This window comes from Pseudomonas sp. NFACC05-1, assembly GCF_900100135.1.
Lineage (GTDB): Bacteria > Pseudomonadota > Gammaproteobacteria > Pseudomonadales > Pseudomonadaceae > Aquipseudomonas > Aquipseudomonas fluorescens_Q.
In genome coordinates this window covers 394,704-419,521 of record NZ_FMTR01000001.1, presented here as the reverse complement: position 1 = coordinate 419,521, position 24,818 = coordinate 394,704, and the positions used below count along the sequence as shown (strand labels likewise).

Sequence of the window (24,818 nt, the reverse complement as noted above, 5' to 3'; positions counted from 1 at the left end):
TCCCCTCATTACACTGCTTGGACGCGCAACAGGCTCACCCTGCTGCGCGTCGTTACCGCTACCAGAGCGCCAGGGTGTAGCCCAGGATCACTCGGTTTTCATTGGTGTCGCGGGCGAAGTTGCTGGTGGCGTTGGCGTTCTGCCAACGCAGCGACACGTTCTTGAAAGTGCCGTTCTGCACCACATAGCCCAGGCTGAAATCACGCTCCCACTCACGCCCTTCCCCGTTGAAGCCGATGACCCTGGCGTTGTCCCCCCGGGCATAACGCGTCGAAAACAACAGCCCCGGCATGCCCAGCGTGGCGAAGTCATAGTCATAGCGGGCATGCCATACCCGTTCGCCGGTCTGGGAGAAGTTGGCCAGTTGGTATTCGGTGAACAGGTAAGTGTTGGTGCCGTCGACATAAGTGAACGGTGTCGAACCGTACTGCGCCTGGTACCCACCACTCAGGCTGTGGCCATAGAGGCCGTAGCCCACACGGGTACTCAATGCACGGTTATCGACTTTGCCGGCCAGCGCCGCGGCGTCTTCGTTGGCGTTGAAGTAACGGATGTCGGTCTTGAACGTACCAGGGCCCCACTTGAAGCTGTTTTTGAGACCCAGGTAGTGCTGCTGGTACAGGCTCTCCAGCTGCGCGAACTGGTAGGTGACCACGGTGCTGGGCGTCAGTTTGTACTCGCCGCCGGCGTAGCGAAACTCATCGCTTTTGGCGCTGCTTTTGTAGGCACCGTACTGGCTGGTAAGTCCCATGTCCTCGTAGTGAGTCGAGTCACGTTGCTTGACTTGATCCAGTTGGCCCACGTTCAGCGTCAGGTTGTCGATGTCTTTGGAGACCAGCGCCGTACCACTGAAGCTCTGTGGAAAAAGACGGCTGAGGTTCGGTTGCAGGGTTGGCAAGTCCGGCACCATGTAGCCCACGCGCAGCTCGCTCTGCGCCAGGCGCGCCTTGCCGGTGATACCGACTTTGGCGTAGTTGTCATGGGCGCGACGGGCATAGCTGGGGGAGCCCGGCTCGGCCACGCTTGAGCGTGCCAGCAACCCGGTGCCTGAGTTGTCCGGGCTGGAATCGAGTTTCACCCCCAACATGCCGACCATGTCGATACCCAAACCGACGGTACCTTCGGTGAAACCCGATTCAACGTTGAGGATAAACCCCTGTGCCCACTCCGCCCGCTTGTTCTGCCCGCTGGATTCGCGGTAGTCGCGGTTGAAGTAATAGTTTTTCAGTTCAAGCGCAGCTTTGCTGTCAGCGACGAAGTCAGCCTGGGCAAACAGGGGCATGAAACCGGCGCCCATGACACCAGCACTGATAACGACTTTGGTGATGCGGTTATTCATGTGTACGTTCCTGGCAGACAGGTTGAGTGGGTTTGTTTTTGTTTTCTTCGGCCATGGCTTCGCCGGCTCCGCAAATCACTGATTTACGAAGGGTCGGGGTTCAAACCGTGGCCTGGGGTACAGCAGTCGCTAAATCACGCTGGCACGGAGGCGATAACTGCCATCCGCACGTTTCTCCAAGGGGCTGGCCGCCGCGAGCAGCCGGCGGGTATAGGGGTGTTGTGGGGTGTCGAAGATCATGTCCCGCGAGCCCATCTCCACCACCTCGCCCTGATTCATCACCGCCACGCGATGGGCGATACGTTCCACCGCCGAGAGATCGTGGGAGATAAACAGGCAGGCAAACCCATATAGGCGTTGCAGACGCTCGAACAGTTCGAGGATCTGCTTCTGGATGGTCATATCCAATGCCGAGATCGGCTCGTCGGCGATCACCAGTTTGGGCCGCCTGACCAGCGCCCGGCCAATCGCCACGCGCTGGCGTTGACCACCGGAGAGTTGATGAGCAAAGCGCTCGCGGAACTGTTCAGGCAGGCCCACGTCGACCAGGGTCTCGGTGACCCGTTGGCGTTTTTGCGCGGGTGTCAGCCCTGGCTCATGGCGCAACGGCTCGGCGATGATCTGGCCGACGGTCATGCGTGGGTCGAGGGACGAATACGGGTCCTGGAAAATCATCTGGCAGTGCAGGCGATGCGTGCGGTTGGCGGCCTTGAGTATGTCCACGCCTTGGAAGAGGATCGACCCGGCACATGGCGTGACCAATCCGACCACCGCACGGCCGAGGGTCGTCTTACCCGAGCCGCTACCACCGACCAGGGCCAGGGTCTCGCCGGGAGCGATGCTCAGGTTCACCGAGTGCACCACGCGCTTTGGCACGCTGCGCCCCCAAAAACTGCGCGGGCCGGGATGCTCGATGCACACATCCTGAACCTGCAACAGCGCGCGGTCGGCCGACGGCAATGGCACCAGCTCGCCACGGCGTGGCAGCGCTTCCAGCAACTGCCGGGTGTACTCGGCCTTTGGTGCGAACAGGATGTCTTCGATCCGGCCTTGCTCCACCGCCCTACCCGAGCGCATCACCACCACCTTGTGGGCATAACGCGCCACCAGGGACAGGTCGTGGCTGATAAACAAGATCGCAGTGCCTTGCTCACGCGTCAGTTCCAGCATCAGCTCGATCACGTCCAGTTGTGCCAGGCAATCCAGCGCGGTGGTCGGCTCATCGGCGATCAGCAGTGCCGGGCGCAGCAACATCACCGACGCGAGCATGATGCGTTGGCGCATGCCGCCGGAGAACTGGTGCGGGTAAGACGCCAGGCACTTCTCGGCGTCCTTGATGCCGATGCGCTGCAGCATGGCGATACAGCGCAGACGGATAGTCGCGGCGTCGAGCGCGGTGTGTAGCTTGAGTGCCTCACTCATCTGCCGGCCGATCGTCAAGGCCGGGTTGAGCGAAACCATCGGTTCCTGGAAGACCATGCCAATCCGTGCACCGCGCACGCTGCGCATTGCCTTGGCATTGCCGCTATCGAGTGGCTCACCCTGAAAGAGGATACGACCACCACACACCTGCATGGGCGCCGGCAGCAAGCCAATGGCAGCACGGGCGGCCATGGTCTTGCCGCTGCCCGACTCGCCCACCAACGCGACGATTTCACCGGGGGCCATGGTGAAACTGAAGTCATCGACGGCCAGCGGACCGTCCGCGCCGACACGAATCTGTAGATTTTCAACAGCCAGTAACGTAACCGGAGCGCTCATGCTCATTTCCTCATGCGCGGGTCGAGACGATCACGCAAGGCATCGCCGAACAGATTGATAGCCAACAACGTCAGGCTGATAAAGATGCCCGGGAAGATACCCAACCACGGCGCAGTCGAAATGTAGGTACGGCTGGCCGAAAGCATACTGCCCCAGGTGGCGGCGGGCGGTGGCACCCCAAGGCCAAGGAAGCTCAGCGCACTCTCCGAGAGCAAGGCCCAGCCGAACATGCTGGTGGCGAGCACGCACAGCGGCGCCAGACAGTTCGGGGTGATGTGCCGGAACATGGTGTACAACTCCGAGTTGCCAATCACTCGCGACGCCTCGATAAACTCCAGCTCCCGCAGCGACAACACGCTGCCCCGCACCACTCGCACCACCGAGGGGGTGTAAGCGATGCCCAGCGCGAGCACGATGCCGTACTGACTGGCGCCGACGATCGCCATGATGCCCAGCGCCATGAGAATGCCGGGGAACGCCAGCAGTGCATCGTTGAGCATCATCAGCACGCGATCGGTCCAACCACGCAGGTAACCGGCGAGCATGCCGATCACCGTGCCGCAGATAACCGCCACGCTTACCGAGAGCAGGCTGATCCACAGACTGGTGCGCGCACCGATGATCAAACGGCTGAATACGTCGCGGCCGAATTCGTCAGTGCCTAGCCAGTGCGTTGCATTCGGCGCATGCAGGCGCGACAACAGGTCCAGCTTGAGTGGGTCGTACGGCGTCCACACCACGCCCAGCAGAGCCAGCGATACCAGGGCGGCGAGCAACGTGCCGCCGATCAATGCATTCAGCGGCGGGTAACGCCAGGACCGCCGAGGCGGAGTAACCAGCCCGGTCGGCAAAGCAGGAGTCTTGGGATTCATAGCTTCACCCTTGGATCGAACAACGGATACAGCAGATCCACCAACAGGTTGACCACCACGTAGATGCACGTCACCAGCAGCAGGCAGCCTTGCAGCACCGGGTAGTCGCGGGAAAAAATCGCATCGACCATCAACCGGCCGATACCCGGCAAGGTGAATACGGTCTCCAGGACTGCGATACCGCCGAGCAAATTGCCGAGGATCAGACCGATCAGCGTCCAGGTCGGCGCAAACGCATTGCGCAAGGCGTGCTTCCACAGCACCGCACGCTCGGACAAGCCCTTGGCCCGTGCATGGGCGATGTACTCCAGGCGGAGCACTTCAATGGTGCTGGCCCGCGCCATCCGCGCAATGGCGCCGAACTCCACGAGGGTCAAGGTGATGATCGGCAGCACCACATACGTCAGCGCCTTCACAGGGTCGCTGGCGAAGCCGACGTAGCCGATCACCGGCAACCAGCCCAACTGAATGCCGAAGACATACAGCAACAGCAACCCCAGCCAGAAACTCGGCACCGACAACAGCAACGTCGCAGTCGCCACCAGGCCCAGGTCCATCGCGCTGTTTTGCTTCCAGGCCGCGAGCAAGCCCACCGGCACCGCGAGCAGGGTCGCCAGTAACACTGCCACCAGCACCACCGTGGCGCTGACGCTGAAACGCTCGACCAGCAACTCCAGCACAGGCTGGCGACTGCTGATGGATATTCCAAGGTCGCCACTGAGCACCGACTTGAGCCAGACCAGGTACTGAGTCACCACTGAATGATCCAGCCCCAGGCTTCTACGCATATCGGCCAGGCTTTTCGGGTCGGCCATGTCGCCGAGCATCAGCAGCGCAGGGTCACCGGGGATCAGGCGGATCAAGGCAAACACAATGACCGAGATCAGCAACAGGGTCGGCACCGCCATGCCGAGCCTGTGCAATATGAATCGAAACATAGCCGTATGCCTCAGTGGGTAGTGTCGGCCAGCTTCACGCCCCACAGGCGTGGCTTGGCAACGGGCCAGGAGCGGTAACCTTCAATGCGCTTGTTCATGGCGCCGATGGCTGTACCGTTGTAGATCACCACCATCGGCACATCCTTGAGCATCAAGGCATGCAGCTTGTCGAATAGGGGCCGGCGCTTGGCGGGGTCCAACTCACGCTGGGCTTCACGCAATATCGCCAGGGCCTCGGGGTTGTCCCAGACTTTGCGTGGTTCCTTTTGTTTGTCGCCAATCACCGACTCGTAGCTTTGCGCCGCGTCGAACCGTCCCGAATAAGAGAACGACATCATCTGGTAGCTGCCGGTCTGGTAGCGCTCCAGTTGCGTGCCCCACTCCAGGGTTTCCATCTCGATATTGAGCCCCGCCGCCTGGGTCATGGCCTGGCTGAGCAAGCCCATATCGAACATCTGCGGGTAACGCTTGTTGACCAGCATGCGGATTTTTTCGCCGCCATAACCCGCCTCTTTCAACAGGCGCCGCGCTTCGTCGAGGTTGTAGGTGTAACCCTGGTGCGCAGCGGCGTCGTAATAGGGGCTGGCGGTAGGAATCACCGAGTTGTTCACCACCGACAAGCCATCGGACAATGCTGCAACCATCTGCGCGTAATCCAGGGACAGCGCCACCGCACGCCGAATACGCACGTCCTTGAGCAACGGGTCGCGGGTCTGGAACAACAAGCCGCTGATGGTCATGATCGGGCTGACCTGAATCTCCAGGTTGTTGACCTGCTTGAGTTGTGCAGCGTCCATCGCCGTCACGTCCGGCAGCAAGTCCACGCCACCAGACAGCAAGGCGGCCTTGGCCGACGCCGAATCGGGGATCACCTCGAAACGCACCTTGTCGATAAATGCCTGCTTGTTGCCGGTGTAACCGTCCGCCTCTGCCTCCGTGCGCGGGGTGTACGCCTTGAAGCGATCCAGCTCGACGTACTGGCCCTTCTGCCATTTGCCCAGGGCGAACGGGCCGGTGCCGATCGGTGTGCGCCAACTGCCATCAGCCGCCACCGAGTCCGGGTGCAGGATGCCGCTGCCGGCACAATCCGGGCGGGCCATCGCGGCCAGGAACAAGCCGTTGGCCTGGTCTAGCTGGAACACCACGGTTTTCGCATCGGGGGTGGAGACATCGACAATCCTGGCTGCGCCACGGCCATCGAACTCCGCCAGACAGCGCCACTGGGTCTTGGGATCAAGGTAACGCTGCCACGTCCATTGCACCTCCCTGGCCGTCATCAACTGGCCATTTTGAAAGTGCACCCCGTCGCGCAAGGTGAAGGTGTAGCGCAGGCCATCCGGCGAAATGTCGACCGTGCGGGCCAGCATTGGCGCGATGCTGGTGTCTTCGCGATACGCCACCAGCCCCTCGACGATATGCATCATCACTGCGTCGGTATTGTCGTCGCGGTTGACGCCCGGGTCGGTGCTACGGATATCACCATTGAGGCCAACACGGATGACCTTGTCTTGCGCCACGGCCATGGACATTGTGCACGCCGATATCGCGACGACCAGCGCCGCCTTCACATAACTGTTCACGGGAGAAAGACTCCTTGAAGAAATATTCCGGTCAATGGCGAGGGCCAAGGCAGGACCGGCGTCAGGATGGTTGAATCCTTGGTTATTGTTATACGGTCTGTTCTGAGTGCATCTACCAGCGTTGTATCAGCCAAGGCTGCGTTTGTGGCGCAATACCCTGGCGAAGAAATCCTGGGCCGCCGGCATGGCCTTGATGCCCTGGTGGGCCACATTGGGTAACAGGTCGAAGTGCACCTGGACACCGGCGGCTTCGAAACTTGCCTTCAAGGTCGCCAGGCGTTCCGGGCGTGTGCGTCCGGCGGCGTTGGCGCCTGCCATGTAGTGTTTACCGTCTTCGCGATGGGTGATTTCCCACGTTTCGAGGTCCGCATCACCCACCACCATGTGCACCGGCAGTTGCTGCAAGGCTTGCAGGTTCAGTGGTTTGCCGAAGCGCGTCGCGAAGTCCCGCACCCCGACCCACCAGTCCTGGTCGGCATCCAGCAAGGTAACCGAACCCGGCGCGCCGATAGACACTGCCCAAAGTTTCTCCGGGTGCAGATAGCAGAATCGATGCGCAAATTGCCCGCCGCCCGAGTAACCGAACAACGCGAAGGTGTCAAAGCAGCGCCCGTAGCGCTTACCCACGGCGGCAATCATGTCGAGCAGAACCTTGTCGTAGCGAATGTCGCCCTCGACCAACTGCTTATAACCATCCCCATTGCCATCACCCAGCACACCGACCGGGAACAGCGGAGACAGAACCACGCAGTCGTTCCAGCGGCCGAACTCCGCGAAGCCATTGCGATAAATCTCCATCGCACGGGTGGAACCGTGCAACGACACCACCAGGTCCACGGGTCGAGTGCTGTCCTCGATGCTCTCGGGCACATAGAGGGTGTAGGCAAAACGGCTGTCTTCCTGGTGCGAGTACACCGTCGTGACGCCGAGGTGATAGACGCTCCTGGCAGCGCGCAAGGCGGCGTCGATAGGATTGTTCTCTGGATTGCTCATGTGTGGAAAATTCGCCAAGTCAGTTCGGGTTTGAGTATTGGCCGGGCGCCACAAAAAGAAAAACTAATTAAACTTTATCGATCTTGAACAAAATATTTACAATAAGACCTGCCCACGGCTACGGGACCACCCCATGAGCAACATCCGTTTTTTCAAGACGTTTATCGCCGTTGCCGAGTACGGCAGCTTTGCCGCCGCGGCTGAACGCGTGGCCCTCACCAACGCCGCCGTCGGGCAGCAAATGCGCGCACTCGAGGAAGAGATGCGCCGGCCGCTGTTCGACCGCAGCCAGCGGCAGATCAAGCTGAATCGCGATGGCGTGTTGCTGCTGCCCAAAGCCAAGCGCTTGCTGGCGGACTACGAGCAAATGATCGCCGAAGCGCCCGATGACATGGCCATGGAGGGTGAAGTGTCCATCGGCGGCATTACCTCCGGTATGGGCTTGCTCGCCAATTGCCTGGTGCAACTGAAAAAGCTGCACCCACGGATATCGGTCAATCTGATGACCGCTCGCTCCGATGAAGTGGTCAACCTCGTACAGGCCGCAAAGCTCGACGCCGCCTTGCTGATCGAGACCACGCGGCAGAACTTCGATGGCTTGAGCTGGACCCTGCTCTACAACGAACCGATCGTCATGCTTGCCAATGCCACACAAACCGCCGGTATCGACGACGCCGTGGAATTGCTCAGGACGCAGCCGTTCATTCGCTACGACAGATCCACGGCAGTGGGCCGAAAAGTGCAGTCGATCATCAAGAGCGAATCGGTCGAGCCGTTGGAGATCCTGGAGCTCAACTCGATCATTGGCATCGCCGATCTGGTTCGCCAACAAGTCGGTGTGGCAATCGTGCCGTTGCTGAAAAACTTCGACTGGCACAAAGACCCCAGCCTGCGGGTGCTACCGCTACCGGGCGACCTGGCCGTACGTCGGGTGGGGATCTTGGAACAGGGCACCAAAAGTGCGATTACCGGAGAGATTCGCAAGCTACTGATGTCGGCCGTGGCGAAGTGATTCTTGTCTGTCACTTTTCCCGCAACGCCAGATAGCCTGGAGTCAAACCGTGGCCCGGCTTCAGGCTCTCGGGTCATGCCCGGTCTCCTCACCCGGGCTTCATGAGCCCGCTTTGGATTGGGTGCAAGCCCGGTGCGCGGCATCGCTTCCCACTGCCGGCCGTCACCCAAGCCGCCTTCGATTTTATCTCTGGCAATCCGTCAGCGGGTTTAGCCGCACGATGGCCAAGCAGGCGCGTGAGGCGAAGGGGACTAACAGTCCCCCCCTCACAGCATCGTCACGCAACCGCCGTTGCAGCCGCTCTGGAACGCCAGGCAAAAGCCAACACCATCAGCAGCCCCAGACCCGCCATCGCCGCTCCGGCCAGGGAAATCGCCGGATAACCCAACCCGGCATTGATCACCGCTCCGCCCAGCGCCGCACCTATCGCGTTGCCGAGATTGAAGGCACCGATATTCACCGCCGAGGCCAGATTGGGCGCGTCCTTGGCGGCTTCCATGACGCGCATCTGTAGCGGCGGCACCAGGGCGAAACTGGCGATACCCCATATCAGGATGGCCACGGCGGCCGGCAGTGGCCAACGCATCAGCGCGGTGAACGCCAGCAAGACGAGAATCAGCACGCTCAGCGAAACGATCAGGGTACGGTCTATCGAGCGGTCGGCGGCCTTGCCACCCCACATGTTGCCCAGCGTCAATCCCACACCGAACAGCACCAGCATGGCGGTGATGTAAGCGGTGGATGCGTGGGTCTCGTTGCTGAGGATCGGTGCGATGTAAGTGAAGACGGTAAACATTGCCCCCGAGCCGACGACGGTCAGGGCCAACGCCCCCAGCACCGGACCACGGCCCAGTACCCGAATTTCAGCCAGCACGCCGACGCCTTGCGGCATTTGCAGGTTGGGCAAGGCGAACCACAACGCGGCCATGGTCACCCCGCCGAGGCCGGTGATACCCCAGAATGCCGTGCGCCAGCCGAACAGTTCGCCAAACCAGGTGGCCAGCGGCACGCCGCCGATGGTCGCCAGGGTCAGGCCCATGAACATGGCCGCCACCGCCCCGGCACGTTTCTCCGGAGCGACCACGCTGGCGGCGACGATGGAGCCAACGCCAAAGAACGCACCGTGGTTCAGTGAGGTCACCACCCTGGCGACCATAAGGCTGTAGTAATCGGTCGCCAGGGCTGACATCAGATTACCCAGGGTAAAAATCGCCATGAGCCCGATCAGCAGATAGCGCCGGGGAATCCTGCCGGTGGTCAGGGTCATCAACGGCGCGCCGAGCAGTACGCCCAGGGCGTAGGCACTGACCAACAGACCGGCGGCGGGAATGGAAACGCCGAGGTCCGCAGCGATGCCCGGCAACATGCCCATGGGGGCGAACTCGGTCACGCCGATGCCAAAGGCACCAATGGCGAGTGCAACAAGTGGTGGATTGATACGCATGGAAGGCTCCTCATCTATGCTGCGAATGCTACGATCCCGTCTTTTCAGGCGGTAGATAGCATTTCTGGCAATCACCTTTGCGCAAGAGGCACAAATGGACTTCAACGGCAGGTCAGGTGAAATGAGCGTGTTCGCCACCGTGGCGCGGGAAGGCAGCCTGTCAGCCGCCGCGCGTGCATTAGGGCTGACACCCTCGGCGGTCAGTCGGATCATCGCGCGTACCGAACAACGCCTGGGTACCCGCCTGCTGTTGCGCACCACCCGAGCGATCACCTTCACCGCCGAGGGCGAGGCGTTCCTGCGCGGCGCCCGGCGCATCCTGGCCGACATGGACGAGGTCGAAGAAGCCATCGCCGACCAGGGCGTACCCAGGGGCCGATTGCGCGTCAGCGCCGCCCTTGGCCATGGGCGGCAGGCCATCGTTCCCTTGGTGGCAGCCTTCAGCGCCTGCTACCCGAACATCGTCGTCGACCTCACCCTGGGCGATGAAGTCGTCGACATTCTCGGTGGCCAGGCCGACGTGGCGGTGCGCTTCGGCCATCTGCCGGACAGCCCGCTGACCGCGCGCAGGATCGGCGACACCGGCCAGGTCGTGGTGGCATCGCCCGACTATCTGCAGCGCCATGGCACCCCGGTGGAACCGGAGGACCTGCTACGGCACAACTGCCTACGCTTCAACTTTCGGCGCGCCGAACCCAACTGGCCATTCATCCGCGACGGACGAGAGTTCTCCCTGAAGGTCAGCGGCAACATCGAATGCAGCAGTGGTGAAGCGTTGGCACAATTCGCGCGAGTCGGTGCCGGCATTGCCCGTATCGGCGAGTTCACCGTGAGCGAGGACCTGCAGCGCGGAGACCTGATACCGCTGCTGGAAGCCTGGAACCCAGGCGACCGAGAACCGATCCATGCGGTGTTCGTGGGGGGCTCGGCAATGCCGGCGCGGGTGCGGCTGTTCGTGGATTTCCTGCTGGAACATCACCGGATGTAAGCGGTGGCGTCACTTAATCCTTCCGGGTGCTTGAGATGTGGCCTGGCATAGCGTCAACCGCGAACAGGGACTATCTTAAAGCCCTGACGGCCGTGGCTCGTCGCACCTATAACAATAACGCCGTGCCCGCCCTCTGAAGCGGCACGCTACACGGAGCCTCCCATGACTCGGCATAGCGCGCAGCCCCATCCGAGCGAACTCGCTGCCTTCGTCAACGAGCATTTCCCTGAGCGGCGAATCAGGCCGGACCGGGTGATTGCCCAGTCCTGGTATCGCAGCGTCATAAAACATCGACTCGATCCCTCCTCGTCCGCGCGCCTGGATGTTCTTTGCGCCGAAGATATCCGCCAGCATCAGCAACGACACCAACAGTACCTCGATATCGCCAGCCAGGGCGTCAGCGGTTTGGCCCGGCGCGTGGTACCAGCCGGCTTCGCGGTGTTGCTCAGCGATGAACACGGCATCACCCTCGATGCTCGCCTGCCCGACCAGCCTGTTCCTTATGTCCGCTCGGGCCTGGTGGTCGGGGCGCGCTGGGACGAGTCCATCGCCGGCACCAACGGCATCGGCACCACGTTGGCTGCGGCCGAGCCGTTGATCATCCACCGCGAGGAGCACTTCCTCACCTCGAATGCTCGCCTGAGCTGTTCCGTTGCGCCGATTTTCAACGCCCAGGGCCTTCTGCAGGGTTGCTTGAACGCTACTTGCCTGAACAGCAATGGACCCAAGGAAAGCCAATACCTGACCCTGCAGTTGGTGATCCTGTATGCCCGCTTGATCGAGAACGCACACTTTCGCCAAAACTACCGGGATCGGCTGACCCTATCGCTCAAGCCCATCGACGAGATTGCCGATCTCGCCAACGAGCAATTGCTGGCGCTGGATGACAGTGGTCGAGTGATCGGTGCCAATCACGCGGCCTTTGTTGCCCATGACCAGGCCGATGGCCCACATCTGCTGGGCGGCCCTATCGACCAACTGCTGCCCATGGGCGTCGACGAGCTACTGCGCCTGACCAACGGCGGCGCCCGCGGCCTGCGCCTGCGTGCACGGCACGACGAAGCGCTACTGGACCTGAGCCTGCGCATCCCCGCGAGCCATCACCGTCTGGCGCCAGCGCCGGCCAAGGCACAGCGGCCCCGCCACCCCGATCTGGAGCAACTGGCCGGTGATGACCCGACGCTACAGCAGGCCGTGCGCCGTTTGCGCAAGGTCATCGACAAAGACATCGCCATCCTGATCACCGGCGAGACGGGCACTGGCAAAGAAGCCTTCGCACGAGCCATTCACCAGGCCAGCGCGCGCCGGGACGAGCCCTTTATCGCACTCAACTGCGCGGCAATCCCCGAGAGCCTGATCGAGAGTGAACTGTTCGGCTACCGTGGCGGTAGCTTCACCGGTGCCGATAAAAAAGGCATGAAGGGCAAGCTGGAACTGGCCAATGGCGGCACGCTGTTTCTCGATGAAATCGGCGATATGCCAGCCCATCTGCAAACCCGTCTGCTACGCGTACTGGCCGAACGGGAGATCAGCCCCATCGGTGCTCCAATGCCGGTATCACTGGACATCCAGGTGATTTGCGCCACGCACCAAGACCTGCAAGGTATGTTGCGCGACAAACACTTTCGCGAGGATCTGTTCTATCGCCTCAACGGCATGAACCTCAGTCTGCCGCCCTTGCGCGAACGCAATGACCGCGCGCAACTGATCCAGCGTCTGCTCGACAGCCAAGCCGAAGCCAAGGGTGTGCAGCTCACCGCCCAGGCCCGCCAATGCCTGCTGGAGGCGTCCTGGCCCGGCAATATCCGCCAACTGATCAATGCCCTGCGCTACGCGGTGGCGATGGCCGAGGACGGCAATGTCGATGTCGACTGCCTCCCCGCCGAACTGCTGCAGGGCGACGCGTATGCCCGGCTGGCCAACCCGTCCGTGGGCAGCGAACCACCCGCGTCGAATCTGCTGGAAATCTTGCGCCGGCATCGGTGGAACATCAGCGCGGCAGCCGCCGAGTTGGGGGTCGCTCGCTCGACGCTCTATCGACAGATGAAAAAGCAACGTTTAGTGCAACCCAACGACCGTCTCTGATCCCCTATGCAAAACGCCCAGACCGTGAATCCGGCCTGGGCGCTTTTTGATGGCAGTGGAACTGTCACGCCTGGATGTACACCACATGGGTATGGGTGTACTCGTACAACCCGTGCTTGCCATCGGCGCCGCCAATGCCTGACTTGCGCGTCCCGGCGTGGAAGCCCTGCATGGCTTCGAAGTTCTCGCGGTTGATATAGGTCTCACCAAAATCCAGCAAGCGGGTTGCCTGCATGGCAGCGCTCAGGCTCGCGGTGTAGATCGACGAGGTCAGGCCATATTCGCTGTCATTGGCCAGTGCAATCGCTTCGTCAAGGTCATCGACAATCTGGATCGGCAGCACCGGACCAAAGATCTCCTTGCGCATGATTTCCATGTTCGCGGAACACCCGGCCAAAACGGTTGGCTGGTAGTGGAAACCCTGGCCTAGATCGGCCACCGCGCCGCCGGTGATAATCTGCGCACCCTGCCCGCTCGCGGTCCGGACCATTTGCGCCACCTTGTCGAGCGCCGCGCGATTGATCAGCGGGCCCATGTCCAACCCATGTTCGGCCAGAGGGTCGCCATACCGGGTGGCCGCCATGGACGCCGCAATACCTTCGATAAACGCATCGGCCACCTTGCGCTCGACGTAGACTCGCTCGGCGCAGTTGCACACTTGCCCGGTATTGATCACCCGCGAGGCCGTAATGGCCCTGATCGCCAGGTCCAGGTCAGCGTCAGCCAGAACAATGGCCGGGGCCTTGCCGCCCAGTTCCAGATTGAGTTTCGTGATATTCGGTGCCGCAGCGGCCATGATCCGCGAGCCGGTGCCGACGCTGCCGGTGAAGCTGATCAAGTCGATGCCTGGGTGGCTGGTCAGCGCATGGCCGACCGTAGCTCCGGTGCCGCACACCACGTTGAAGACGCCAGCGGGCAGATCCGTCTCGGCCACCAGGCGAGCGAACTCGAAGCAGTTGATCGGCGTTTCTTCACTCGGCTTGATGACGATGGTATTGCCGGTCAACAGCGCTGGCGCCATCTTGCGGGCGATCAGGAAGAACGGGAAATTCCACGGCAAAATCCCGGCGACCACGCCGAGGGGTTTGCGCAGCAAAAAGATGCTCTCGCCGGCCCGGTCGCTGCTCAGCACTTCGCCTTCCAGGCGCCGCGCCCACTCGGCCATGTAGTCGAGGTAGTCGGCCGTGAAATTCACTTCGACCCGCGCCAACTCCAGGACCTTGCCCTGTTCGGCAGTAATGGTCCGAGCCAAACGCTCGCCGTGTTCGCGCACCTTGCTGGCAATTTTGCGCAGATAGCCCGCACGTTCAATGGCCGGGCGGCCAGCCCAGGCCTTTTGGGCTTGGCGCGCGGCTGCGATGGCCTGCTCGACTTCGGCGGTGCTGCCTTGGGGCACGCGCCCAAGCAACTGGCCGTTGGCCGGGTTATGGACCTCAAGATGCTCGTCGCTGGCGATAAAGGCATTGGCGATGTAGTTCTGGTAGATGATGTCACTCATATCCGCGTCTCTCCTGTCGAGGATGTGCGACCGACCGGCAAGGCTACCGGCCGGCCGGAGGCTTATTGCTTGGCGCTGAATTTTTTCCAGGCCAGTCCTTCGTCCTGAAGGTCGTGGGCCCGCTTGATCAGGTACTGATGGATCTGGTCGACCTGCTCGGGGGTAAAGGCATCGGCAAAGGACGGCATGCCATCGGGCACACGCCCACCGAACAGGATGCCGAGGAACATCTGGTGTTTCTCCGGCGTCAGCTTGCGAAGATCCGGCAACACGCCGCCGCTGACCGCGTGGATGCCATGGCACTGCGAGCAATATCCGTCATAGAGCTTGCCGCCGGCCTCGATGGCCGCGGTGTCGGTGCTCAGCGCGGGTGGTTTCGGGGTATCGGGACGCGGCGCCGGTTCCTGCAACTTGGCGGTGCCGCCAATCTTGTAGGTCAGCACCTGGGAAAAGGGCTGCACCCCGGCACGCAGCGACAGGGCGCCGGCAAAGGTGGAAAATGCCCCGCCCCAACCGGCCATGAACGTCACGTACTGCTCGCCATCGACGCTGTAGGTAATCGGTGCTGCCATCACCCCACTGGCCGCAGGCTGCTCCCAGAGTTTCTTACCGGTGTCGGCCGCGTAGGCGATCACCCGGCCATCGGCGCTGCCTTCGAATACCAGGTTACCGGCGGTACTCAAGGTGCCGCCATTGAAGATCGTCACGTAGGGCACTTCCCAGGCCGGCTGCTGCTTGACCGGGTCCCAGGCGATCAGCTTGCCCGACCAACCCTTGGCCATTTCCAACAGACCGTCGACATTCTCCGGCATCATTCCGGTCCGCAGGCCCAACTGGTACATGCTCTTGAAAGGGTTGCGCTTGGGCGCCTCGGGAATGTGCTCGTAGTAGGCGGACATGATGTGGGCCGGGATATACACCAACCCGGTCTTCGGGTTGTAGGACATTGGCTGCCAGTCATGCGCGCCCCAGAAGGCCGGCGTCACCAGCTTGCGCTTGCCGTCCTTCCAATAGGCAGCGTTCTCGTCATCGACGATTGGCCGACCGGTCTTCATATCCATGCCCTTGGTCCAGCTTTGCGGCACGATGCCCTTGGCCGAAAGCAACTGGCCGGTAGCGCGATCGATCACATAGAAGAAACCGTTCTTGGGCGCCTGCATCAGCACCTTGCGCGGTTTCCCGTCAATGGGCAGTTCGGCGAGGATCATATGCTGGGTCGCGGTGTAGTCCCACGCGTCACCCGGGGTGGTCTGGTAGTGCCAGACGTACTCACCGGTATCGGCGTTGACCGCGACAATCGACGACAGGAACAGATTGTCGCCCTTGGCCTGGCTGCGCCATTTCGGGTCCCACAGCGAACCGTTGCCGACACCGATGTACAGCAGGTTCAAATCCGGGTCGAAGGCAAACGAATCCCAGGCCGTCCCGCCACCGCCCTGCTCGACAAACGCGTCGCCATGCCAGGTCTTGGCGGCAATGGCCATGCCCTTGTCTTCCGGTGGTAGCTTGGGGTCGCCGGGCACGGTATAGAACCGCCAGGCCTGCTTGCCAGTCTCGGCATCATAGGCGGTGACATAGCCGCGCACGCCAAACTCCGCGCCGCCGTTGCCGATCACCACCTTGCCGTTGACCACCCTGGGCGCGCCAGTGATGGTGTAGCTGCGCTTGTGATCGGCCCGGGTATCGACCGACCAGGCGCGTTGACCGGTCTTGGCATCGATGGCCTCCAGGCGCCCGTCAAGCACGCCCACGTAGACCTTGCCCTTCCACACGGCCACGCCACGGTTGACCGCGTCGCAGCAGGCTTCGCCCGCGCGGTTACGGTCCGATTGCGGGTCGTACTTCCAGATCAATTTACCGTTACGGGCATCCAGCGCGTACACCACCGAAAACGGCCCAGTGGTGTACATCACGCCATCGACCACGATCGGCGTGGCTTCGACACCACGATCCAGATCGAGCTTGTAGCTCCAGGCCAGCCCAAGCTGACCGACGTTCTGGTCGCTGATCCGTTTGAGCGGGCTGTAGCGCTGCTCATCATAGGTCCGCCCGGTGCTCATCCAGTTGCCGGGTTCTTTATCGGCCGCAATCAGTCGCTGACTGTCGACATTGGCTGGCGTCTCAGAAGCCAAGGCGGACGCAGTGGCCAGGCTCAACAGCAAAGCGCCGGCCAGGGATTTCAGAGGGATACCGGCGACGGTAGATCGAACACCGGAAAACGAGGCATGGCCAATCTGTCTCATGGGCGTAGTCCTTTTCTTATTAGTGGCGCGGTCATATCGATGCGCACCCGTGAAGGAGCAATGACCATGCCATTGACTTGAAATAGGGCCGACAGCTTGATTTGATGGGATTCAGGGATGGGGCGAAGCGCTATTCATCCATGAAAGACGCTACAGGTGTAGCGAGTAGCGCTACAGTGGCGGCACAGGTGTAGCGCGTAGGCGCTATTCACGAATTGGCAATAGCCGATTCTGCCAGTTTGAGCGGCTTCTAATCGACGGCATTCGCAATGGACTCCAGCACATGATCAGGACAATATTAACCGGGCGAAAAACCCTTAACCTAAGAAGCAGCGCTCTCAACCTGTTTGACATCGATTCGATCTCTCTGCTCATTGGCAAGAATGGATCCGGCAAGACTCGAACCTTGCAAGAAATCGCTGAAGCTTTCGGCACAAGACGCAATCAATCACTGGACGAACCCTGTAAGATTATCCTCAACACCGAACGCCTGGCCACACCGGAGCAGCTAAACGATTGGGGAATCCTGTACTACACGCCCGCACAAAACAGGCCAAGCCTTCGCAGTACCAAAAACTTCATCAACGCCTCAAAGCGTCCAGTGGAAAATCTCAATAATCTAGACCGCTACTCTAACATTCTGGCTGCCTTCGGCCTCGACGTAGAGTTGACCGCTACATTGCGAGCTGAATACCGAAAAATTGCTCGACTGTTAGCTGAAGCATTGTTGAAAAACCGGCAGTTTCGTACCGCCGCCATCCTCGATGCTTTTAATTTCGCCGAACTCGAAGAGCGCAAGCGAATATTTGATAATGTCTCGGAGTTTGAAGCCAGCCAGTCGGAATACAACCTTGCAGATTCCCGCTATACCGAACAATTTCAGACCCTCGTTGAGTTACTGCTACGCAAGCTACACCAAAGCGCCAGGGCGCATCAGGTTTTTGCTTGCCTTGCTGTAGTTACCCAACTACTGGAGAAGCGCCAAGCCAGTATCGTTTTGGTCATCAGCTTTCTCAAAACATATCTGGATTTTGAGTTCTTACCTTCGCCGCAAGATGATCCACGCCTGCCTGAATTGCACCGACTTGCCAAAATGACCGAATACCTGCTTAGGCATGAGCACTTCGAACCAGCACCAGGCAGTAGCAGCAATGTTCTAATCTACACTCGGCCCCTGATTACCCAAGAGCAACGTGTCAGACTCGAACGATTGGAAGCGTTCAAGCTTTGTCGACTTGGGTATCCTCATATCAGCTCAGGACAATGGGCGATCATGCAACAAATCATCGCTTTGTACGAATCATTGAAGGAATTGCGAACCCGTGGGTTCCGCAAGTTACTGGTAATGATCGATGAAGGCGACGCATTTTTACATTTGGAGTGGCAACGGCAATATGTCTATCAAATCAACGACTTCTTGAGCCAATGCAAGGAGGAACTCCAGATCGATTGTCTACAATTGATTCTGGCATCCCACTCCCCTCTACTGGCTACTGATGTGCCACGAGAGTTCGTTGCGACTTTTGACAGTGATGAACCGCAGCCATCCTTCGGCGCCCCCATGCAACTAGTATTAAACCGCTCGTTTGGTGCCCGTTCGATGGGTGCATTTGCCATCCGAGAAATTAATAAGACTCTGCACAATGCCGCCCAAGGCCAAATGACGGAGCGAGACAGGTATGTCCGGAGCATCATCGAGGACCCTATCATCTCAAGGGAAATTGATTATCTGCTGAACAAGGAGCGCTCGTAATGCTGATCAATATATCGGACGTCTGGAAAACGGCATACGCTTCGCACAATCGTTACTTGGAAAAATGTATCAACGAAGGAATAAAGTCGCTCAAAAAAACATCTATCGAGAAACCCGCCACGCAATTTTTGAATTTCCTCAAAATCCAGTTAACCGCTAAGAGTCCGAGCGGACTGCAGTCCTCCATCCGTTATTATGAGAAACTGAAGCGAAAGATTTCTCGACACGAACGCTCCGTACTGGATTCCTTTCTAAGAAAGACATTCGATTACAAAAAATTCACTTCCAAGCGTGTACATTGCTGGTCAGCATACAAACTGTGCAAAAGCAGCACTTACAAAATATGCCCCTATTGTCATCACGCTTACATGCTCACCACAAAGGAAGCAGAGAAAGGCATCAGGCCAGACCTGGATCATTATTATCCTCAGCATCGCTACCCGTATCTTGCATTGGCTTTGCACAATCTCATTCCCAGCTGCTCGATCTGTAACTCTCGCCTGAAGGGCGCCGAGGATACAGGCGACCATTCCTATTTGCACCCTCTGTTCGACTCGGAATCCCTGCATTTTCGTTGCGAGAAGCCGGGTAGCACTATAGTCGACATTGTAAGCGATTTCGAAAACATCAAAGATCAGTTGAAAGTTCGGATCACCTATGACCCTACCTGCGCCAAGTCAGTCAATACCCTGCGAATGTTCCAGCTACACGAACGTTACGATCTGTTTTCCCAACAAGGTGCTGACTTCGTCGGTTCAAAAACCAGTATCGATGGGCTAGATGAATTGCTACAAGCCCACGCTATAGGTCCATTGCAAGAGGGTGCATTCCTGGCTCTTCCACCGAGCAAGGAAAAAGAAATGCGGCAACTTCGATTCGATCGAGAGCGATACAAACACTATTTGCACGGAAAAATGTTCGCTGATTTATATGATCAATTCGACCGGACCTCTTTACTCAGCAGACCTTATCCTTAGAGCAAAAGACTCTTCATCTTTGCAAGGGCGCATGCTATCGGTGATCCGGCTCCCCACAGCTTAATGACACGCCTGTCGTGACACAAAAATGACCTCAATCGACATCATGGGCGTGCAGACGATCAGGGTCGCGGCCATTGACCAATAGTTTAGAAATCTCTGAACTATCTTTTTGCGCTTCCCTATTCTTTCCGCCAACCGCCCCTCCCTACTATTGCGGCAACAAAGGAGCCTTTCCATAGAGATGCGGCCCGAAGCTTGCCTTTTCTGATTGTCACTGCCGTTCGTTGTGCGTTTCGGTTAGCGCCGCAACGTCGCTGTGTCAATCATGCGAAGGAACCTTTGGAGTCGATCGATGAAGCTGGAAATATTCCGAACGTTGTGGGGCTATACCGCGAGCAAGGCACAAGCGCTCGATGAGTTGCTTGAAGCCGGGTTCGATGGCATGGAAGCCCGCCTGCCCATGACCGCCAGCGAACGCGCCGAGTTCGCAGCCTTTCTACGCATCAACAAAGTCAGCTATATCAGCACCGTCTTCAGCGCCTACGACGTTCTACCGGAACAGTCGGCAACCGTCGACGAACACCTTCTGGACCTCGATAAAAAACTCGGCTGGGCGGCTGAGTTGGCACCGCGCTTCGTCAATCTGCTGGCTGGCAACGACCGCTGGCCACTGGCACAGCAAGTCGACTTCTTTGGCCGCGCGATGGACGTCGCGCGCAAGCATGGCCAGGTGTGCGCCTTTGAAACCCATCGCGCTCGCTCGTTATTCAATCCCTGGGTCACCCTCGAGCTGATTCGTCAACTGCCGGACCTGCGCTTCACCAGCGACATCAGTCATTGGGTCGTCACCTGCGAACGCCTGCTCAACGATCCGGAAGACGACCTCAGCGCCTTCGTCGAACGCGTTCACCATATCCAGGCCCGAGTCGGTTATGACCAGGGACCGCAAGTGCCTCACCCCGCCGCCCCCGAGTACAGCCAAGCGCTTGCCTTCCATCAGCAACATTGGGAGGCCATCTGGCGATCCCAGGAAAAACGCGGGTATCAGGTCAGCACGCTGACACCGGAGTTCGGCGCCGACGGCTATCTGCATCACCTGCCCTTCACCAACGTGCCGGTGGCCGATCTGTGGTCGCTGAACGTGTGGATGGCAAACACCGAGCGCGAGCATTTTCGGCGTTTCGCCTGCACCTCAACCCGATAAGGAGCGCTGCCTCATGCCTGACAAAACACCAACGACCGCCAACTTCAATCGCATTCCGGTGGTGGACATCGCCGGGCTGTACAGCGACGACATCACTCAGCGCCAGGCAGTGGCCGAAGAACTGGGTAACGCCGCCCGCGCAGTCGGTTTCCTGTACATCAAGAACCACGGCATCGAGCCGTCACTGATCGACGGCTTGCGTCAAGCGGCGAAGGACCTGTTTGCCCAATCGCTTGAGTACAAAATGCAGCATTACATCGGTACTTCACGCAGCCACAAGGGTTTTGTGCCTGAAGGTGAAGAGGTCTATGCCAAAGGCAAACCGGATCACAAGGAAGCTTTCGATATCGGTTTCGAAGTGAGCGAAGACGATCCGCTGGTCATTGCCGGCACGCCATTGATCGGGGCCAACGAATGGCCAGACTTGCCGGGCTTCCGTCCCGCCGTCGAAGCTTACTACGCCGCGGTGTTTGCATTAGGTCGTCGCTTGTTCAAGGGTTTCGCCCTCGCCTTGGGCCTGGAGGAAGACTATTTCGAGGCAATGGTGACTCGCCCCCCGTCGAAGCTGCGCCTGATCCATTACCCGTTTGACCTGGCGGCTCAAGACGCGCCCGGCATTGGTGCGCATACCGACTACGAGTGCTTCACCATCTTGCTTGCCGACAAGCCAGGCCTCGAGGTGATGAACGACCAGGGGCAATGGATTGATGCGCCGCCCATGGACGGTACTTTTGTGGTCAACATCGGCGACATGCTGGAGGTCATGACCGCAGGCACATTCGTCGCTACGGCTCACCGAGTGCGAAGCGTCAGCGAAGAGCGCTACTCGTTCCCACTCTTCTATGCGTGCGACTTCCACACGCAAATCAAGCCACTGCCGCAGTTTCTTGAAGGCGGTAAGGATTACGAGGAAATCACCATCGGTGAGCACATGTTTGGTCAAGCGTTGCAAACCTATCAATACCTGCGCCGCAAAGTCGAACGCGGCGAACTCAAGCTGTATGAGCGCGCACGCAAGCCATCGAGCTTCGGTCACTTGAAGAACCAGACGCAGGAAGCGTCCTGATGCCCCCGCCCAGTTCCAAAACAGCCCTGTTTCAAAACCAGTCCAATCCTACTTTTTCGACGTGGAGTCACCGATGATGCGCAATCCAATGAATATCGCTGTCCGCTTGTCCCTGCTGGCCTTCGCGATCCTCGGTGCGGCAGGAGCCCACGCAGCGACGACGGTGACACCCGGCGCCCTCAAGGTCGGTATGGAAATCACCTATCCGCCCTTCGAATCATACGACGAACAAAAAAATGTCGTCGGCTCCGACCCCGAACTGGCGCGGTTACTCGCCAAACATCTGGACCTCAAGGCTGACTTCGTTGACACCAAGTTTTCCAACCTGCTGCTGAGCCTGAACGCCGGTCACTATGATGCGATCATCTCGGGCATGTACATCACACCCGAACGGCAGACTCAAGCGCAAACCATCCCATACGCCAAGACCGGCGCAGCGATCATGGTGCTGAAGGACAGCCCGCTGAAACCGAAAGTACCGGAAGACCTCTGCGGCCTGAAGGTCGGCCTGGAAAAAGGCACCACTTGGGTGACGCAATTCAACAAACTCTCGACCGATTACTGCGTCCCGAATAACAAGGGCGCGATCATGGTCAGCGAATTTCCGTCCGCCCCTGAAGTGACCCAAGCGCTGCTCTCCGGCAACGTGCAGGCTCAGGTGGAGATCGACGGCGCCGCCGGCATGATCGCGGAACGCACCAAAGGCCGGGTAGTGATCAGCACCGAGCACTCGATCTATCAACAGACACTGGGTATTTACGTCAAAAAGGACAACGACGCGCTCTATCAGGCGCTGCTCAAGGCCTTTGACGCGACGAAAGCGTCAGGTGAATACGCCGCCCTGTTGAAGAAATACAACCTGGAAGAACCGACTAACTGACTCAGTGCAGCCCTGTGGGAGCGAGGCCGCTCCCACAGTCGGCGGCGTTCGCTTGACTGCCCGGCATAGGTGAAGCCTCCGTCGACGCCAGCAGTTGGAGGTACACATGCAATTTGAATGGCCCTACTTTTTTTCTCTGTTTTCGGTCTCGGACTTCTGGAAAGCCTGCATTACGGTGGTGGAACTCAGCACGCTGGCCTGGTTCATCGGCATGCTGCTGGGCTTCCTGCTGGCTTCGGCCAAGCTTTCGGCCACGCGTTGGATCAGCGTGCCGGCGTCGGTTTATATCTGGTTCTTTCGCAGCGTGCCGCTGCTGGTACTGGTGGTGTTCGTCTATAACTTGCCGCAGATGTTCCCGATCACCCGTGGCGTACTGTCCAACCCGTTCTATTCCGGCCTGTTCGCGCTGGTGGTGACCGAGGCGGCGTACATGGCGGAAATTCATCGTGGCGGCTTGATATCCGTTGCCAAAGGCCAGAAAGAAGCCGGCCGCGCACTGGGCATCGGCCTGATCGGCCTGCAGCGCCTGATCGTCATCCCACAGGCGTTCCGCATTTCCCTGCCGACACTGATCAACGAATACATCACCGTGGTGAAGCTGACCTCGCTGGTCTCGGTGATTTCCTTGACCGAACTGTTGACCGTGGGCCAGCGCCTTTACGCGCAAAACTTCCTGGTCATGGAAACCCTGTCGGCCGTGGCGGTGTATTACGTGCTGATCGTGACCGTGCTCGGCTGGCTGTTTCATTGGCTGGAGCAACACCTGGAGCTCAACAACCGCAAGCCACAAACGCTGGATGACATCAGCCTGCGGCGTCTGCGCGCGTCACCGGCGGCGCCCTCTCCGGCGGACGCTCGTACAGCGCCGGGGCCTGGCTCGGCACCCGCCCTGCAACTGGTCAACATTCACAAGCGCTACGGCCAGCACGCCGTGCTCAAGGGCATCAACCTAGATGTCAACGTGGGTCAGGTGATTTCCATTATCGGTCCGTCGGGATCGGGAAAAACCTCGCTGATTCGGACCGTCAACGCCTTGGAAAGCATCGACCAGGGCGAGATCATTCTGTTCGGCGAAAGCTATATCCACGCCGGTGACAACACCAACACGCAACAAGTACGCCACGGGGTACAGCGCATCGGCATGGTGTTTCAGAGCTTCAACCTGTTTCCCCATCGCACCATTCTCGACAACGTCACCCTCGCGCCGCGCTATCACGGCCGCGACAAGTCCATCAGCGAGCAGCGCGCCTACGCCCTGCTGGACAAGGTCGGGCTGCTGGCCCACGCGCAAAAGTATCCGCATCAGTTGTCGGGCGGCCAGCAACAACGCGTGGCAATCGCCCGCGCATTGGCGATGGATCCCCACATCATGCTGTTCGATGAGCCTACTTCAGCCCTTGACCCGGAACTGGTCGGCGATGTGCTCAAGGTGATCAGCGACCTGGCAAAAGAAGGCATGACCATGTTGATCGTGACCCATGAAATGGACTTCGCCATGTCAATTTCCGACAGGGTGGTTTTCATGGAGGACGGCCTGGTCAAACTGGATGCGAAGCCTGGGATGATCCGAGCTGATCAGTGCGGCGAGAGAATCAAGAAATTCATGCGGGTCTGAACTGGGTGTGATTGGATCCTCACACCCGAGATGGGGTGTATCGCTCAAGCAAGCCGGCGAGTCATTCTGATGGGGACTCATCAAGATCGTCGTCAAGGCTCGCAATGCATGCGTCGAGCAATTCGTGCAATACAGCCACGCGCTCCACGCCGAGTAGACCATTGAGCGCGCGCTGTGCCTCCTTCCAGGCCCGCTGGCCTTCGGCTTGCTTTACGCGTCCTGCCTCGGTCGCTTCGACAAGGCGACTGCGGGCATCGCCTCCTGCACCAATCTCCAACCACCCCTGAGTGGTCAGGGACTGCATGTTTCGAGTCAAGGTCGAATTATCCATCTGCATTTGCCTGGCCAGGTCACTCGGCCGAATAGGCCCCAGCCTGACGACATGCGACAACAGTGCGTACTGCGTGTTCTTGAGGCCGGACTCGGCGACGTAGCGGTCGTAGTGACGCGTCACCATGCGATTGAGCTGGCGCAGCTTCAGATTGGTGCAGCCCTGTGGCTTGATAGTATTTTTCATGGGGTATATTGTACCTGCAATATTTGCATATGCAATTGTCTGGAGAGAAG

19 protein-coding genes are annotated in these 24,818 nt (G+C 59.5%); 9 read left to right on the top strand and 10 right to left on the bottom strand.

Features of this window, described 5'->3' with window-relative positions; translation table 11 throughout:
* Positions 1-58: 58 nt before the first annotated feature.
* From BLO97_RS01900 to BLO97_RS01875, 6 genes are all read right to left on the bottom strand, one after another.
* Positions 59-1,339, bottom strand: a complete 1,281-nt coding sequence (locus BLO97_RS01900) for an OprD family porin (protein WP_092142223.1) — start codon at positions 1,337-1,339, stop codon at positions 59-61.
* A gap of 129 nt (positions 1,340-1,468) precedes the next feature.
* Positions 1,469-3,100 carry an ABC transporter ATP-binding protein gene (locus BLO97_RS01895; RefSeq protein WP_092142226.1) on the bottom strand — a complete coding sequence of 544 codons (1,632 nt, stop codon included), beginning with the start codon at positions 3,098-3,100 and terminating at the stop codon, positions 1,469-1,471.
* A 2-nt stretch (positions 3,101-3,102) separates the two neighbouring features.
* Entirely contained in the window at positions 3,103-3,972 is an 870-nt protein-coding gene (locus BLO97_RS01890; RefSeq protein ID WP_092221720.1) for an ABC transporter permease, read from the bottom strand.
* Positions 3,969-4,910, bottom strand: coding sequence for an ABC transporter permease (locus BLO97_RS01885; RefSeq protein ID WP_092142232.1), 942 nt, complete (start codon positions 4,908-4,910; stop codon positions 3,969-3,971). Before BLO97_RS01885 ends, BLO97_RS01890 begins: the two co-directional genes overlap by 4 nt.
* 11 nt (positions 4,911-4,921) lie before the next feature.
* Positions 4,922-6,490 (bottom strand): ABC transporter substrate-binding protein, encoded by a 1,569-nt coding sequence (locus BLO97_RS01880; protein ID WP_092142235.1) that lies wholly within the window; start codon positions 6,488-6,490, stop codon positions 4,922-4,924.
* A gap of 126 nt (positions 6,491-6,616) precedes the next feature.
* Complete coding sequence (locus tag BLO97_RS01875) at positions 6,617-7,483, bottom strand: alpha/beta hydrolase family protein (protein WP_092344618.1); 867 nt, start codon at positions 7,481-7,483, stop codon at positions 6,617-6,619.
* Positions 7,484-7,616: 133 nt separating this feature from the next.
* Between BLO97_RS01875 and BLO97_RS01870 the strand changes: the two genes are divergently transcribed.
* Positions 7,617-8,495, top strand: coding sequence for a LysR family transcriptional regulator (locus tag BLO97_RS01870; RefSeq protein ID WP_092142241.1), 879 nt, complete (start codon positions 7,617-7,619; stop codon positions 8,493-8,495).
* Positions 8,496-8,772: 277 nt separating this feature from the next.
* Here the strand turns inward: BLO97_RS01870 and BLO97_RS01865 are convergent, their stop codons facing one another.
* A complete protein-coding gene (locus BLO97_RS01865) occupies positions 8,773-9,939 on the bottom strand; it encodes an MFS transporter (RefSeq protein ID WP_092142245.1) in 1,167 nt (388 codons plus the stop codon).
* 94 nt (positions 9,940-10,033) lie between these two features.
* On the opposite strand from BLO97_RS01865, the gene BLO97_RS01860 reads away from it, so the two are divergent.
* Both BLO97_RS01860 and BLO97_RS01855 read left to right on the top strand, forming a co-directional pair.
* Complete coding sequence (locus BLO97_RS01860) at positions 10,034-10,927, top strand: LysR family transcriptional regulator (RefSeq protein WP_092344616.1); 894 nt, start codon at positions 10,034-10,036, stop codon at positions 10,925-10,927.
* 162 nt (positions 10,928-11,089) lie between these two features.
* Positions 11,090-13,012 (top strand): sigma-54-dependent Fis family transcriptional regulator, encoded by a 1,923-nt coding sequence (locus BLO97_RS01855; protein ID WP_092344614.1) that lies wholly within the window; start codon positions 11,090-11,092, stop codon positions 13,010-13,012.
* A 64-nt stretch (positions 13,013-13,076) separates the two neighbouring features.
* Here BLO97_RS01855 and aldA read toward each other — a convergent pair whose 3' ends face one another.
* Together aldA and BLO97_RS01845 are read right to left on the bottom strand one after the other, a co-directional pair.
* Positions 13,077-14,510 (bottom strand): aldehyde dehydrogenase, encoded by a 1,434-nt coding sequence (gene aldA / locus BLO97_RS01850; protein WP_092142255.1) that lies wholly within the window; start codon positions 14,508-14,510, stop codon positions 13,077-13,079.
* A gap of 62 nt (positions 14,511-14,572) precedes the next feature.
* Positions 14,573-16,753 (bottom strand): PQQ-dependent dehydrogenase, methanol/ethanol family, encoded by a 2,181-nt coding sequence (locus tag BLO97_RS01845; RefSeq protein WP_092344612.1) that lies wholly within the window; start codon positions 16,751-16,753, stop codon positions 14,573-14,575.
* Between the two features lie 283 nt (positions 16,754-17,036).
* Between BLO97_RS01845 and BLO97_RS01840 the strand changes: the two genes are divergently transcribed.
* From BLO97_RS01840 to BLO97_RS01815, 6 genes are all read left to right on the top strand, one after another.
* The gene (locus tag BLO97_RS01840) at positions 17,037-18,506 is read left to right on the top strand and encodes an AAA family ATPase (protein WP_092221709.1); all 1,470 of its coding nucleotides are present in this window, start codon (positions 17,037-17,039) and stop codon (positions 18,504-18,506) included.
* A complete protein-coding gene (locus BLO97_RS01835) occupies positions 18,506-19,483 on the top strand; it encodes a hypothetical protein (RefSeq protein ID WP_092142264.1) in 978 nt (325 codons plus the stop codon). The genes BLO97_RS01840 and BLO97_RS01835 overlap by 1 nt, the downstream gene beginning before the upstream one ends.
* 355 nt (positions 19,484-19,838) lie before the next feature.
* Positions 19,839-20,690 (top strand): sugar phosphate isomerase/epimerase family protein, encoded by an 852-nt coding sequence (locus BLO97_RS01830; protein ID WP_092142267.1) that lies wholly within the window; start codon positions 19,839-19,841, stop codon positions 20,688-20,690.
* 13 nt (positions 20,691-20,703) lie between these two features.
* Complete coding sequence (locus BLO97_RS01825) at positions 20,704-21,756, top strand: isopenicillin N synthase family dioxygenase (RefSeq protein ID WP_092221707.1); 1,053 nt, start codon at positions 20,704-20,706, stop codon at positions 21,754-21,756.
* Between the two features lie 73 nt (positions 21,757-21,829).
* A complete protein-coding gene (locus tag BLO97_RS01820) occupies positions 21,830-22,636 on the top strand; it encodes an ABC transporter substrate-binding protein (RefSeq protein WP_371914645.1) in 807 nt (268 codons plus the stop codon).
* 106 nt (positions 22,637-22,742) lie between these two features.
* On the top strand, positions 22,743-24,251 hold the full coding sequence (locus BLO97_RS01815; RefSeq protein ID WP_092344610.1) for an amino acid ABC transporter permease/ATP-binding protein: 1,509 nt from the start codon (positions 22,743-22,745) through the stop codon (positions 24,249-24,251).
* 61 nt (positions 24,252-24,312) lie between these two features.
* Here the strand turns inward: BLO97_RS01815 and BLO97_RS01810 are convergent, their stop codons facing one another.
* Positions 24,313-24,768 (bottom strand): MarR family winged helix-turn-helix transcriptional regulator, encoded by a 456-nt coding sequence (locus BLO97_RS01810; protein ID WP_060742910.1) that lies wholly within the window; start codon positions 24,766-24,768, stop codon positions 24,313-24,315.
* Positions 24,769-24,818 lie beyond the last annotated feature (50 nt).